This window comes from uncultured Rummeliibacillus sp. (assembly GCF_934216135.1).
Classification (GTDB): Bacteria; Bacillota; Bacilli; order Bacillales_A; family Planococcaceae; genus Rummeliibacillus.
Window position 1 is genome coordinate 42135 of sequence record NZ_CAKQBI010000021.1, and the last position, 14383, is coordinate 56517.

The 14383-nt window shown below is 34.2% G+C and carries 13 protein-coding genes and 2 riboswitches; of the genes, 12 read left to right on the forward strand and 1 reads right to left on the reverse strand.

The window, feature by feature from the left end; translation table 11 throughout:
• Positions 1-166 precede the first annotated feature (166 nt).
• From Q0977_RS12890 to Q0977_RS12940, 11 genes are all read left to right on the forward strand, one after another.
• Positions 167-796 (forward strand): nitrous oxide reductase accessory protein NosL, encoded by a 630-nt coding sequence (locus tag Q0977_RS12890; protein ID WP_124218148.1) that lies wholly within the window; start codon positions 167-169, stop codon positions 794-796.
• Positions 797-856: 60 nt separating this feature from the next.
• Positions 857-2143: a NosD domain-containing protein gene (locus tag Q0977_RS12895; RefSeq protein ID WP_299514633.1), complete on the forward strand. Its 1287-nt coding sequence runs from the start codon at positions 857-859 to the stop codon at positions 2141-2143.
• On the forward strand, positions 2140-2595 hold the full coding sequence (locus Q0977_RS12900) for a nitrous oxide reductase accessory protein NosL (RefSeq protein ID WP_299514636.1): 456 nt from the start codon (positions 2140-2142) through the stop codon (positions 2593-2595). The genes Q0977_RS12895 and Q0977_RS12900 overlap by 4 nt, the downstream gene beginning before the upstream one ends.
• Positions 2592-3407, forward strand: a complete 816-nt coding sequence (locus Q0977_RS12905; RefSeq protein WP_299514639.1) for an ABC transporter permease — start codon at positions 2592-2594, stop codon at positions 3405-3407. Before Q0977_RS12900 ends, Q0977_RS12905 begins: the two co-directional genes overlap by 4 nt.
• On the forward strand, positions 3404-4084 hold the full coding sequence (locus tag Q0977_RS12910; protein ID WP_119415813.1) for an ABC transporter ATP-binding protein: 681 nt from the start codon (positions 3404-3406) through the stop codon (positions 4082-4084). The genes Q0977_RS12905 and Q0977_RS12910 overlap by 4 nt, the downstream gene beginning before the upstream one ends.
• A 137-nt stretch (positions 4085-4221) precedes the next feature.
• Positions 4222-5169, forward strand: a complete 948-nt coding sequence (locus Q0977_RS12915) for a MoxR family ATPase (RefSeq protein ID WP_119415812.1) — start codon at positions 4222-4224, stop codon at positions 5167-5169.
• On the forward strand, positions 5166-6383 hold the full coding sequence (locus Q0977_RS12920) for a DUF58 domain-containing protein (RefSeq protein WP_124218153.1): 1218 nt from the start codon (positions 5166-5168) through the stop codon (positions 6381-6383). The genes Q0977_RS12915 and Q0977_RS12920 overlap by 4 nt, the downstream gene beginning before the upstream one ends.
• Positions 6380-8623 carry a transglutaminase family protein gene (locus Q0977_RS12925; RefSeq protein ID WP_299514645.1) on the forward strand — a complete coding sequence of 748 codons (2244 nt, stop codon included), beginning with the start codon at positions 6380-6382 and terminating at the stop codon, positions 8621-8623. Before Q0977_RS12920 ends, Q0977_RS12925 begins: the two co-directional genes overlap by 4 nt.
• A 35-nt stretch (positions 8624-8658) precedes the next feature.
• A riboswitch (purine riboswitch) is annotated at positions 8659-8760 on the forward strand.
• 132 nt (positions 8761-8892) lie between these two features.
• Complete coding sequence (guaA, locus tag Q0977_RS12930) at positions 8893-10446, forward strand: glutamine-hydrolyzing GMP synthase (protein ID WP_299514648.1); 1554 nt, start codon at positions 8893-8895, stop codon at positions 10444-10446.
• 356 nt (positions 10447-10802) lie between these two features.
• On the forward strand, positions 10803-11135 hold the full coding sequence (locus Q0977_RS12935) for a hypothetical protein (RefSeq protein WP_119415808.1): 333 nt from the start codon (positions 10803-10805) through the stop codon (positions 11133-11135).
• Between the two features lie 78 nt (positions 11136-11213).
• Entirely contained in the window at positions 11214-11438 is a 225-nt protein-coding gene (locus tag Q0977_RS12940) for a hypothetical protein (protein ID WP_119415807.1), read from the forward strand.
• Positions 11439-11568: 130 nt separating this feature from the next.
• Here Q0977_RS12940 and Q0977_RS12945 read toward each other — a convergent pair whose 3' ends face one another.
• Positions 11569-12135 carry a pentapeptide repeat-containing protein gene (locus Q0977_RS12945; RefSeq protein WP_299514653.1) on the reverse strand — a complete coding sequence of 189 codons (567 nt, stop codon included), beginning with the start codon at positions 12133-12135 and terminating at the stop codon, positions 11569-11571.
• Positions 12136-12390: 255 nt separating this feature from the next.
• Positions 12391-12492, forward strand: a riboswitch (purine riboswitch).
• Between the two features lie 132 nt (positions 12493-12624).
• Here Q0977_RS12945 and Q0977_RS12950 point away from each other — a divergent pair.
• On the forward strand, positions 12625-13959 hold the full coding sequence (locus Q0977_RS12950; protein ID WP_119415805.1) for an NCS2 family permease: 1335 nt from the start codon (positions 12625-12627) through the stop codon (positions 13957-13959).
• The last annotated feature ends 424 nt before the right edge of the window (positions 13960-14383 follow it).

A 14383-nucleotide genomic window follows, 5' to 3' on the forward strand; every position in this document is an offset into this window, starting at 1 on the left:
TAGCAAAATAAAGGACTGTCCTGTAAGTTTTTTAGTTACTTATAGGACAGCCTTTTTCTTTTGTAAGAAATGGAAAATGTAATAAGTCAAAATATAGACATATAATTTTTGAACTTTCTTCACAACCTAAAGGTAAAGTATTAGGTAGTTGAAGGGAGAGAATATGATGAAAAAGAATTTAGGTGTAACAGTAATTTTGGCAGCAGTATTGCTAGGAGCATGTGGTCAAGACGATGCTAAGACAAAGGATGCAAATAATACTAATACCACAGAGAAAACAGAACAATCAACAAATGTAGCATCTCTCAACAAAGTCAATTCAAAATTACAAGAGCCAAAAGAAGATACTGTTTGTGAATTTTGCAATATGAAAGTGTACGATGTAGATCATGAAATGGGCGCATTTTCAGCACAAGCAATTAAAAAAGATGGCTCAACAATCTTCTTTGACGATGCAGGTTGTATGTTAAATCAAGAACGAAAAGATAAAGTTAAATATGATAAATATGTTCGCGATTATAATTCTAAAGAATGGTTGAAATTAGATGATGCTATCATTGTAAAAGCAGACATAAAAACACCGATGAATTATGGCTATGCGTTCTTTAAAGATCAAGAAAGTGCAGATGCATTTATAAAAGAAAATGCAGGAGCAAAAGTTGTTGAAGTATCAGATATTGATGATGTAGCACATGAACGATATATAAAGAAAATGCAAAAGATGAAAAATAATGACTCTAGTGACAAGATGGATATGAACATGAATAATGATGATTCTGAAGGTCATGGAAAATAATAATCCTTTATAAGGGCTGGAGTATACTCCGCCCTTTTGTCGTAGAATGGAGGTGTGCTTATGAATCGTGTTTTATTACTTTTCATTTTCTTTATCGCATTTACGTTTGCTGTACCACAAGCACATGCAAAAACGAAAACATTGCAACAACTAATTGATGAGACACCTGAAAATGGAACATTACAGCTATCAAACGTTATCTATAAGGAAAATGTAGTGATACATAGGAATATCACAATTAAGGGATCTGAGCATACGGTATTGGAAAGCTTGAACCAAAAGCCTGCTATAGAAATAGAAAACGCAGAACATGTCTCTATAAACAATGTTGCACTGCAAAACTCTTATCTAGGGATATCGGGCAAGAAATCGCAACATCTTCGTTTTGAAAATCTTCATTTCAAAAATGTGAGGAGTGGTATCCAGCTCTATAACACTAATGACGTAACACTCAAGCATTTGAAAATCACCGGTATACCAGGACATTTTTCAAAAAAAGGAAATGGAATTGCCCTCTATAACAGTGCAAATGTAAAGGTGCATGGGAATACTATTCAACATGTACAAGATGGTGTGTATATAGAATCGGTCAATCAGATTTCTCTTATGAATAACAAAATTTATAATGGACGCTACGGTATCCACTTTATGTATACAAAAAATGCGCAAACAACAGGGAATACATTTAAAAAAAATGTAACGGGCATTATGTTAATGATGTCTGAAAATGTAAAGCTAGACGATAATCAGTTATATGACCAAAATGGACTAAATGCTTCAGGAATGACATTATTCCAGTCCAAACTTATAAAAATATTTGCGAATGAATTCCAAAATAATCGAACAGCAATTTCGGCTCAAAATTTAACAAATTCGACGATAAAAAAGAATGTATTTTTAATGAATCAATCAGCAATAGAACTTATTCGTTCAAATGAAGAAAATCAAGTGAAGCGAAATAATTTTATCGGGAATATTGTTAATCTCCGCTCAGACGGAACAGGCAGTCAGATTGTCCAAAATTACTATGATGATTATGCGGGGATTGATGTTAATAGCGATGGTATTGGTGACCGCAATTATGTAGCACTTCAAAGCTTTGGACAATGGATGGTTAGACAACCCGCTTATCAATATTTTATCGAATCACCAAGTGTAGTGTTACTTAATGAGATAGACCGCCAAACAAATGTCATTGAGAAAGAACAACTAGTTGATCAAGAACCTTTAATGCAAAGCACTATGTCTATAAAAAGGAAAAATACAATGATTGTTTGGAAATTGGTGTTAGGAATTGGACTTGTGTTCACAATACTATGGTTTTGGAGAAAGGAAATTCGAGGATGAAGAAGAGATGGTTGATAGGTATTTTCGCTTTAGTACTATGTTTACAAGCTTGTGGAAACAAAGAATATAAACCTAGAGAAATTGTTAGTGAAACTGACATCTGTAAAATATGCAATATGAGTATTGTTCATAAAGAATATGCAGGGGAAATTGCTTTGAAAAATGGAGATTACGAAATATTTGATGATTTAGGTTGTTTAGTCGAATATATGAAAGATATGGACGAAGATGATTTAGGAAAGGCATTTATCAAGGATGAAAGCGGAAAAAAATGGCTCGATGTTAAAACAGCTTCTTATGTGTATGACAAAGATATTTGGACGCCCATGTCATATGGAGTAATTGCCTTTCAAACAAAAGATGAAGCGGAAAAATATATTGCAAAAGAAGGTAAAGGAGAATTATTGAGTTATAGCGATTTAGATACATTTAAATGGGGTGTGCATCATTGAATAATCACCTATTTATACGTTTAGAGTGGAGACAAATGTTGCGAAGTCGATGGATGCAATTAGTAGCAGTACTTTTTGTTTTTGTATTTGCGGCCATCTCGCTAATTCAACAAATTGCATTACCTGATTTCAATGGTTTTACAAGACAAACAGCTAGTTTTTTAAATTTACTTCTATTCTTGTTGCCGTTATTTATCTTAACGATTGGTAGTATGGGGGTCGCAAGTGATTTAGAATCTGGATGGTTTTCTTTGTTAAAGACATATCCAATGACAATTACACAATATATATTTGGCAAATATATCGCATTAATCCTATCATTTATGCTTATTTTATGTTTAGCTTTTGCGGTTGTGTTAGGAATGAGTGGAATATCTGGTCAAGTACATCTGCCACTTCTTTTTGTAGGATTATCTATTATGACAGTACTACTATTTTCGTCTATCGCAATCCTTTGCGGTAGTTTTGCAAAAAATCGTTTACATGCATTAGCTTTATCATTAGTAGTATGGGCAGTATCATTATTGCTACTATCGTATGCTTTAATGGCCATTGGAACAGTTGTAGCTGGACATGTCTTACAGAAGTTAACGATTATCATACTTCACATCAACCCTGCTGAATGGGTTCGTTTTGGTTATTTCCTATTTTCTGATCAAACATCTGTATTAGGACCATCCTTTTATAGTTTTACTGAATTTTATAGTTCTACCGTAGGCTATGTATTATATGCAGTTGTCACAATCTTATGGATTGTAATACCGCTAGTATTTGTAAAATGGGTGCTAATGAAAAGAGGGCGTCAAGCATGATTGTAGAAGGAAAAAATCTTGTAAAAAAGTATTCGGAATCTCAAGGAATAGACGATGTTTCATTTACCTTACAAGAGGGGAGAATTATCGCCTTGGCGGGTGGTAATGGAGCTGGTAAAAGTACACTGATCCGCCTATTAATCGGACAAGAGAAGCCAGATTCCGGTGAGTTGAAATGGGTTACACATCCGTCAATTCGATATATGCCAGATGATGTAAACTTCCCGCCAACTCTTACAGCATTAGAAATTTTACAGTTACTTGCAGGATTAAAGAAAATACCATCAAGTGAAATTGATAGAGTACTAAAAAGAGTAGGACTATGGGAATTTCGCAAACAAAGAGTTCGCCAATTTTCGAAGGGAATGCGCCAACGGATTAACTTGGCACAAGCGTTATTAGGAGATGAGCAATTATTAATCTTAGATGAACCAACAAATGGTTTAGATATACGATGGATTGCTGAATTGAAAACGATCTTACAAGAACAAAAAGACTGTGGTAAAACGATTCTATTTTCTACACATTTACTTTCTTTTGCGGAAGAATTAGCAGATGATGTACTTTTGCTACATGAAGGGCATGTTTTAAAACATGGAAATATTAAATCTGTTTTACAAGATTCAAAAACATTGCATTTAGAAGAACTTTTTATGCATGAAATCATTCAAAAATAGAAATAAATGTAATAATGTATGAAAACACGACTAAATAGTAAGTCGTGTTTTTTGTAAGGATTAAAAACAATCATGCTATAATAATGCTAATTGAGAAAAAGAACCAATAAAAAGGATAATTGACAGGAGGCCAATTAATGGAGACACAAGAAAAGTTACAATCCATTATCAATAATATAGAAAAAGTAATGATTGGCAAAAAGCATATCGCAGAACTTAGTGTTGTGGCATTGTTGGCAGAAGGACATGTTTTACTGGAAGATGTACCAGGTGTAGGGAAGACTATGATGGTTCGTGCACTTGCTAAATCCGTAAGTGCTAATTTTAAACGAATACAATTTACACCCGATTTGCTGCCATCGGATGTAATTGGTGTTTCCATTTATAATCCAAAAGATATGGAGTTTCATTTTCGTCCTGGTCCAATAATGGGGAATATCGTATTGGCCGATGAGATTAATCGTACATCACCTAAAACACAATCTGCCCTATTAGAAGGAATGGAAGAAGCTGCAGTTACAATTGATGGGGAAACCATTCAAATTGCAAAGCCTTTCTTTGTAATGGCTACTCAAAACCCTATTGAGTATGAAGGAACATATCCACTGCCTGAAGCACAATTAGACCGTTTCTTATTAAAATTGAAAATGGGTTACCCAAGTCATGATGATGAAATTGAAGTATTACGAAGAGCAGAAGGAACACGTCCGATTGAAACGTTGACTTCGGTAGTTACGCTAGATGAATTGAAGGTTCTACAACAAGAAGTGAAAAGAGTCCATGTTGATGAATTAGTGAAAGGCTATATTGTGGAACTAGCTAGAGCAACTCGTGAACATCAATATGTATATCTCGGTGCGAGTCCTCGTGGTTCCATCGCTTTGATGAAGGCATCCCAAGCGTATGCCTTGTTGAAAGGACGCCAATTTGTAACACCAGATGACGTTCAATTTTTAGCACCTTTTGTTTTTGCTCATCGTCTCATTTTAAAACCAGAAGCACGCTATGACGGTATTACACCTGAAGAAATTATTGGTCGCGTTATTATTAATACATCTGTACCGATTAAAAGGGCTTCAAGATGATGAAAAGATATAAAGTAAAGTGGCTATCGCAAGCGATTATACGTTTTATATTGGTTGTATTTTTGTTAGCTATTTCTCTATCTTTTGCATTGATGCAAGGTGGGTTTGTCAGCTGGTTTATATTCTTTATGTTTTTACCTTTTGCCATTTACTCAATCATGCTGTTTTTTGTGCCAGTTAAAAATTTTTCAGTTGAAAGGACAATGATTTCTGGACGTTTAGAACAAGGTGATTCTCTTCGGATGAAGATTACGTTGACGAGAAATTCGCGATTTCCATTACTCTATACGATAATTCAGGAAAGCGTGCCAAATGAGCTATTTGTTGAAGAGGTAGACCAAACTCGACATTTTTTAATAATGGGCTGGAAAGAGCAATTCTCTTGGCAATATGAAATTCCAAATATGCCACGTGGTCATTACCAATTAGAAGGAATTGAACTGACCATTGCAGATTTTTTTGGTTGGGTAAAAAAGAAAGTTTTAATACCAGCAAATCGTTCAATTGTTGTTTATCCAAGTATTACGAATATAGTTTATACGCCGTTACAAATCTCCAGAAATAGTGGTGCAGGTACAGAGCATAGCGCGATAGTACGTGATACAACTATGGTTTCAGGTATTCGCGAATATCAACCTGGAGATCGTATGACGTGGATTCATTGGAAGACATTTGCCAAAACACAAAGCTTACAAACGAAAGAATTTGAAGACCAACAATCATTAAATGTTTGTCTAGTATTAGATGAGTCACCTTCTGATTTATTTGAGGAACAAGTAGAGTTTTGTGCGTCTGTGTTAACAGCTGTTACGAATCAGCATTTTACGATGTCGTTTTTATCTGCAGGAGCGAAACCAGCTTTTTTCAATCAAATTCAGACCGTGGAACAATTACAACAAGCACTCTATTATCTTGCAGCTGTAAAACCAAATTTAGTTGAACAAGTTGGGCCTAAATATGTGCAAAATCGTAATTTAATTAGCGCAACAATGCTTTATTTTGTTACAGGATCTCTCACACTTGAATGGATAAATATCTTGAAAAAAAACTTCAAACAATCCCAAGCTGTAATTTGTTTTATCATTCGAAATCCAGAACAAGTTATTTCAGAGCAAGAGGAAAAGATGGAGATCATAGCAAAGGAAAATGGAATATTTGTCTTACCAATCACACGTGAACAATTTTCAGATGCCTTTACGGAGGTGTTAAAATGAGCAATTCATCAATAGTGAAATGGACGAGCTTGATGGGCCTTTATCTTATTATATTTTGGATGTTGGTAGAATGGCTCATGCCTATTGTACAGTTGACGAGCACTGGACATCTTGGATTATTTCTTGTTTTTATAGTGCTTTGCTTAGGAAGTAACATCGTTAACTTAAATGGTGTACTATCTTTTGCGATTAAGTTTTTATATATCATTTGGTTCCTTATGTATGTATACTTGGGGACAAAATTTTTCTCTGTAGACAGTATGATGAAAATTGCTGGTGATTTTGGGATAAGCGTGAAAGCGTTAATAGCAGGTGATTGGAATGATGTAACGGATTCATTTCGTAGTATTTTATTTTTTGTTTTATTATGGATGACAATCTATCTAATCCATCATTGGTTAACAGTCAAGCATACTGTTGTATATTTCTTTTTAACAACAATCATTTTCTTATGCTTAATAGATTCACTGACTAAGTATAATGCCGACTCTGCCATAATCCGCGTCATGGTATTAGGAACATTACTAATGGGCGTATTGTTTGTAAACCGTCTATTTAATGGTAGTCAGGTTAAATTACAGGCAAAACACTATACCATGTTATTGATACCACTTGTTCTTATGATTATTGGTAGCTCTGTATTTGCTTTCTTAATGCCTAAAAAACAAGCTATAGTGAATACACCAGATTCTATCGCAAAACTAATGGATTGGAAGAATGGTCAAAATGCTGGTATCGGGAAAATAGGATATGTTGAGGATGATAGTAAACTAGGTGGTCCTTTTGAAGAAGATAGTCGTCCTGTTTTTGAAGTAGCAGCAAAAGTAAATCAATATTGGCGTATCGAAACGAAAAATATTTATACCGGAAAAGGGTGGGTACGAAAACCAGGAGATGTCTATGTACATACCTTTGAATACGGTGAAGATATCCCAATGTCATTAAAACCTGGTAAGGAAAAAAACACAGATGTTGCGACAATCACTTTAAAGAAAGACTATAAGTTTATCATGCAACCATATGGGTTAAAATCGATTGATCAACCAAATGACGAAAAGTCATTTTATATTGAGATTGATGGTGAAAAAATACGACCTTCTATTAATGAGCAAAAGGTACTTTTACCAAAGTATTCAATGTCCTATTCCACACCTGAATATAGTTTGAAAGCGTTAGAAAAAACGAAAATGTCGGATTTAAGAAAACTTCCAAAAGAATACGATCAGTATCTGCAACTTCCAGTTACTTTACCTGAACGTGTAAATAATTTGGCGAAAGAAATAACAAAAGGTGAAAAGAACGTTTATGATAAGGCAAATGCCATTGTTTCTTATTTTCAATATAACGGTTATCAATATTCACGAACAGATGTAGCAGTACCGAAAGAGGGCCAAGATTATGTAGATCAATTCCTCTTTGATACGAAATCTGGATATTGTGACAATTTCTCTACTTCAATGGTTGTGATGCTTCGTACATTGGGCATTCCAGCACGTTGGGTAAAGGGATTTTCAGAAGGAGATGAAGTGTCTTCTGATAACGGTACTCACCGTTTTGTTGTCACAAACAACAATGCACATTCTTGGGTAGAGGCATATATACTTGGAGTGGGTTGGATGTCTTTCGAGCCAACAATTGGTTTCGATGGATTTGATAATGTTCTAAACGATGTGAAAGATGAAGAAAATGAAGGAACCATCAATCCAAAGCAAAAGGAAAATGAAAAAGCAAAAGAAGAAAAGCAAAAAAAAGCTGAGCAAAAGAAAAAGGCAAAGCAAGAGAAAGAACAAGCGAAAAAAGAAGAAAAGAAAAAACAGCAGCAACTAGAAGACAAGCAAAGTCAAAATGAAACAAAAACGACAAGCAAACAGTGGAACAAAGTTATTACCATTTTTGCAGTAATCGTTTTAATACTAACAGCTCTCGGCTATTTAACACGAAAAAAATGGATGCCAAAGTGGCTATTGTTGAAATATCGATTTAAAGGAAAAAATAATATAACCATAGATCGTCTGTATAATGATTTACTTCATCAGCTTTCTTTAAATGGATTATCAAAAGAAGAAGGACAAACTCTTAGTGAATTTGCCAAACTTGTTGATAAAAAACTTGGTACCGACCATATGAGCAATCTGACGAACATTTATGAAGAATATCTTTATAGTAATGGGGCCTCAACAATGGATAAGGATAAAATTATAGAATGTTGGGAATATTTAATCAATCGTATAACAGGTTGATTTTGGCTCTTATAAACTGTAAGATTAAGAAAAATTATAAATAATTGAACTGCCCTCGTATATGTTCGAAAATATGGTTCGAATGTTTCTACCAAGCTACCGTAAATGGTTTGACTATGAAGGTGAATATAGCTATGTTTAGACATAGTTTATTTGCCTTTTGTAGAGACTGAACGCGTAGGAAGAATGTTACTTTCAACGCGTTCTTTTCATATTAGTAACTTATATAAGAGAAGTTTCATTTATAAAATATAGAAGAGGTGGAACTGTTGTCAGTTAGTACAATTTTAAAAGATCAAGAAAAAATTATCGTTCTTGATTTTGGTAGTCAATACAACCAACTTATTACTCGTCGAATTCGTGAGTTCGGTGTTTATAGTGAATTACATCCTCACACAATCACAGCTGAAGAACTAAAGGCGATGAATGCTACTGGTGTCATTTTCTCTGGTGGTCCCAACTCAGTATACGATGAAAATGCATTCCATATTGATGAAAAAATCTTCGACATGGGCTTACCAATTCTAGGTATTTGCTACGGTATGCAATTAATGACGCATTCTTTAGGTGGTAAAGTGGAATCAGCTGACCATCGTGAATACGGTAAAGCAGAAATTAAAGTATTAGAAGATAATGCGTTATTTGGTGAACTTCCAAAAGAACAAGTTGTTTGGATGAGTCATGGTGATTTAGTTACTAAAACACCAGAAGGTTTCACTACTATCGCTACAAGTGCATCATGCCCAATTGCAGCAATGGCAAATGCTGAACGTAAATTCTATGCTGTACAATTCCATCCAGAAGTACGTCACTCTGTATATGGTAATGATATTTTACATCAATTTGTATTTGATGTTTGTGGTGCTAAAGGTGATTGGTCAATGGATAGCTTCATCGACATGCAAATTGAAAAAATTCGCGAACAAGTTGGAGACAAAAAAGTTCTTTGCGCACTTTCAGGTGGCGTTGACTCTTCAGTTGTTGCAGTGTTAATCCATAAAGCAATCGGTGACCAACTAACATGTATGTTCGTTGACCACAACTTATTGCGTAAAGGCGAAGCAGAAAGCGTTATGCAAACATTCGAAGGTAAATTCGGTATTAACATGATTAAAATTGATGCTCGTAAACGTTTTATGGACAAGCTTGCAGGCGTAAGTGATCCTGAGAAAAAACGTAAAATTATCGGTAACGAATTTATCTATGTTTTCGATGACGAAGCTTCAAAACTTAAAGGTATGGACTTCCTTGCTCAAGGTACTCTATATACTGATATTATCGAAAGTGGTACAACAACTGCACAAACAATCAAATCTCACCATAACGTAGGTGGACTTCCTGAAGATATGCAGTTCGAACTAATCGAACCACTTAAAACATTATTCAAAGACGAAGTACGTGCATTAGGTACTGAACTAGGTATTCCTGACGAAATCGTATGGCGCCAACCATTCCCAGGACCAGGTCTTGCAATCCGCGTTCTAGGCGAAGTAACAGAAGAAAAACTAGAAATCGTTCGCGAATCTGATGCAATCTTACGCGAAGAAATTGCTAAAGCTGGTCTAGATCGTGACATTTGGCAATACTTCACTGTACTTCCTGATATCAAATCAGTAGGTGTAATGGGCGATCAACGTACTTACGATTACGCAATCGGTATCCGTGCAGTAACGTCTATCGACGGCATGACTTCAGACTGGGCACGTATCCCTTGGGACGTACTAGAAAAAATCTCAGTACGTATCGTCAACGAAGTAAACCACATTAACCGCGTACTGTATGACGTGACTTCTAAGCCACCAGCTACTATCGAGTGGGAATAGACACATTGCGACGAGGATGCGAAGCACCCCGAGAAATACAAGTGTAGATTGAGGGAATTGCTCACACCCGTAACAATTGAAATTATAAATATGTTCTCCCTTATTTTCTACTTTTGAAAATAAGGGAGTTTTTTTATGTAAAAAAATTATTGAACTAATAGATGACCTCCAGAGACATAAGCTTCAGATAATTTGATTTAATGCTTTTCATTACATATATTTAAATTGTTAGTTATTTATGGAATTCGTTATGTATTAAATAGAGGGTGATTAATATAATTGATAATTTCAACCGAGTGTTCCGGTTTAAAGACATAGAAATATGGGATATTGAGATTGATAGAATTACATACAGAATGTTTATTTTTGATGAAAATCGTCCTTCAAGACAAGACGATTTTGATTTAGGTGATTATGAAGATAATGATTTTTGGGAGGATGTCTTAAGGAAAAACTTAGTAACTGCAAAAGTTTATTCCAATACCCCAGTAAAGGAAAATCACATTTATGATTTAGATCAATTTTCAAAAAGCGTAACAAATCATCTTGCTTTAGCACATTGTAATGTCGTCATATCGTTTTATGTGGAATCAATAGAACTTACTTTAAATAGTGTTCTAGTTGAAAAGAAAAATATTACAGAAGATGAATTACCGTTGAATCGCTTATGGCATTTAACTCAAGACTAACCGACAAAAAATAATATAAAACGGATAGAGCATAAAAACCTCCAAAAAGAACAAATTATTGTTAGGAGGTGATACGCCATGGGCAATAAAAACAACAAGAGGACCATGAACGTAAGAACTCATAATCCTTTCGATCTTTATAAAAGTACAGATAAAGATGATACCAATAGCAATAACAATAATCCTAAAGACAATTTACATGAAGAGTTTGCTGCTGAATGGGATTCAAAAGCTAAAAACAAAAACAACAAAACAAACCACGATAAAACTCAACAATCAAACAGAAAGAAAAAGAAATCCTAATTGGATAAGCAGATGTTACGATAAGAAGTTCTTTAGGTATATACAATCTAATTGAATTTATGATTATGATATGAGATTTTTCACACAAAAAAGCTCACTTATCTTATTAAGGTAAGTGGGCTATTATTCACTAATCTTTAATGATTACACCAAGCGTAGCAGCAATAGAAGCTGCTTGATCAAACCGAATTGACATCCCCTTTGCTAAGTTGGGTGTAAGTCTTATGTCTATAAAATCTGAATTTGAAAAATCTAAACCATTTAATTTACTTTCTGTAAAATCAGCGAGTTGTAAATTACATTTGAGAAAATCAACTTTATTAAAACTAACGCTTTGGAAAAATACCTCTTTTAATTGACTATCCTCAAAACAAACCTGTTTTAACTTACTATCGGAGAATACAGCATAATTCATAAAACAGTCTTGCCAATATATATCTTTCAATGTACTGCCAATAAATTGCGAGCCGATTAATTTACATGCTTGGAATTTACATCTATAAAATATGGATTTGGAAAAGTTGAAGTTAGAAAGGTCACATTTCTTGAATATGATATCTAAAAATTCCATTTGTGAATAATCAATTAATAAGAATCGGCAATTTTCAAATTGAACTTCTTGTAATTGTTTTCTACCAAAACGGCAATCAATTTCACAATCGATTAGATGTGTGTTTTCTTCAATTTCTTCAATCAATAAATTTTCGGCTTGAATGATTTGAGTATAGTTGGTAGAAGGAGCTACTATTTTGTTTATTAGAATCACCTCATTAAAAATTAGTTAGTAAGTGTAAGTATAATGTCGCATATTTTCGAGCAAAGATAAATTGTTTTCATTTATCATCGACGACTTATTTTAATTTCAATGTTTATTCACGAACTATTTACGATAATGTATAGGAAATGTTCGGAAAAAGTATTGAATTAGTGATAGAACCATGTTATATTATCAAAGTAAATTAAATAACGTCGTCGTATAATGTCGGGAATATGGCCCGAAAGTTTCTACCGAGTTACCGTAAATGACTTGACTACGATTTTAATAAAGAAGATAAAATAATAATTTCTTCTTTTAAATCTTTACATGATTCATAGAATGTGAAGAATCGTAGGCAGTCAACTCATTATTAAGTTGATTGTCTTTTTTATTCTCATGACGTATAAGACGGCATACGGAGGATTGATCATGAAAAAGTATTTCCAATTTGAAGAACTTGGTACAAATTATCGCCGAGAGATAATTGGGGGAGTTACAACATTCTTAGCAATGGCGTATATTTTAGCGCTAAATCCACTAATCTTAACATTAGCAGATGTAAAAGACTTACCAGATGCAATGCGCATGGATTACGGATCTGTATTTGTTGCAACAGCTTTGGCTGCAGCAGTTGGTTCGTTCATCATGGGCTTTATTGCAAAATATCCTATCGGTTTAGCACCGGGTATGGGACTTAATGCTTTCTTCGCATATACAGTTATTTTAACTTACCATATTCCATGGCAAACAGGTTTAACAGGTGTATTCTTCTCAGGTGTAATCTTTATCATTCTTTCATTGACAGGTATTCGAGAAACGATTATTAATGCTATTCCTGTTCAGCTAAAATATGCTGTATCTGCAGGTATTGGATTATTTATAACATTTGTTGGTTTAAAAAATTCAGGGATTGTTGTTGCTAGCGAAAGTACATTTGTTACTTTAGGTGATTTCACTGATGGAAATGTATTATTAGCAATTGCAGGTATTTTCATCACAGTTATCTTGTTATCACGTAAAGTAAAAGCTGGTATTTTCTACGGTATGATTATTACAGCTGTAATTGGTATGATTTTTGGTTTAGTAGAAGTACCAAAAGCAATTGTTTCATCAATTCCAAGTGTATCTCCAACTTTTGGGGTTGCATTAGATCCGATTATTCATGATCCATCTTCTTTATTTAATGTGAAATTCTTAGTTGTTGTCTTAACGTTCCTATTTGTAGACTTTTTTGATACAGCAGGTACTTTAATGGCAGTTGCAAACCAAGCTGGGTTAGTAAAAGACAACAAATTACCTCGTGCAGGTAAAGCTTTACTAGCAGATGCTTTAGGTACAACAGTTGGTTCTATCTTCGGTACTTCAACAACTACTGCATATGTAGAATCTACAGCTGGTGTTGGTGCAGGTGCACGTTCTGGTTTCGCAGCAGTTGTAGTAGGAGTGATGTTCTTACTAGCATTATTCTTCTCGCCATTATTAAGTGTAGTTACCATGGCTGTAACAACCCCAGCGTTAGTTATTGTCGGTGTAATGATGGCATCGTCTTTACGATTAATTGAATGGGATAAATTCGAAATTGCAGTTCCGGCATTTATGACAATGTTTATGATGCCTATGGGTTACAGTATTGCTTCGGGTATTGCAGTTGGTTTTATCTTCTATCCAATTACAATGTTACTTGCGGGACGTAAAAAAGAAGTACATCCATTAATGTATGTTTTATTCTTCGTCTTCTTAGCTTACTTTATCTGGGTAAGATAATAATAATAGAAAATAAAAGTGAAAAGGCAGCATTCCGACAAGGGAATGCTGCCTTTTGCTTTATGTACTGGATTTCATAGCTTGATAAATTGATATATAGTATGGGTGGAATAGAGAGGCTATCTATATATAATTGAGCATTTAAAATTGTTTATTGTAGTTTATCTAGATTAAGTTAAAAATAAAATTTGATTTTAAGTTGACAATCGATTAATAGGAGAGTATAGTTAACAACGTTGACTCGTAAGTAAATAAAACGACAAAATATGACTTAAAACTTTTAAAAAAAGTTCTTGACTTTTAGAAAAAGACATGTTAAGATATATAAGTCGTTAAGATGACGACGAGATATGAACCTTGAAAACTGAACAAGCAAGATGTTAATCAATAAACTTTGTTTTTAACAAAGACAAAATAGATATCA

Excerpts from the sequence above, each read along its gene's own strand:
- Q0977_RS12890 (WP_124218148.1), top strand. The coding sequence starts at position 167 with ATGAAAAAGAATTTAGGTGTAACAGTAATTTTGGCAGCAGTATTGCTA.
- Q0977_RS12895 (WP_299514633.1), top strand. The coding sequence starts at position 857 with ATGAATCGTGTTTTATTACTTTTCATTTTCTTTATCGCATTTACGTTT.
- Q0977_RS12900 (WP_299514636.1), top strand. The coding sequence starts at position 2,140 with ATGAAGAAGAGATGGTTGATAGGTATTTTCGCTTTAGTACTATGTTTA.
- Q0977_RS12910 (WP_119415813.1), top strand. The coding sequence starts at position 3,404 with ATGATTGTAGAAGGAAAAAATCTTGTAAAAAAGTATTCGGAATCTCAA.
- Q0977_RS12915 (WP_119415812.1), top strand. The coding sequence starts at position 4,222 with ATGGAGACACAAGAAAAGTTACAATCCATTATCAATAATATAGAAAAA.
- Q0977_RS12920 (WP_124218153.1), top strand. The coding sequence starts at position 5,166 with ATGATGAAAAGATATAAAGTAAAGTGGCTATCGCAAGCGATTATACGT.
- Q0977_RS12925 (WP_299514645.1), top strand. The coding sequence starts at position 6,380 with ATGAGCAATTCATCAATAGTGAAATGGACGAGCTTGATGGGCCTTTAT.
- Q0977_RS12935 (WP_119415808.1), top strand. The coding sequence starts at position 10,803 with ATGTTTATTTTTGATGAAAATCGTCCTTCAAGACAAGACGATTTTGAT.
- Q0977_RS12940 (WP_119415807.1), top strand. The coding sequence starts at position 11,214 with ATGGGCAATAAAAACAACAAGAGGACCATGAACGTAAGAACTCATAAT.
- Q0977_RS12950 (WP_119415805.1), top strand. The coding sequence starts at position 12,625 with ATGAAAAAGTATTTCCAATTTGAAGAACTTGGTACAAATTATCGCCGA.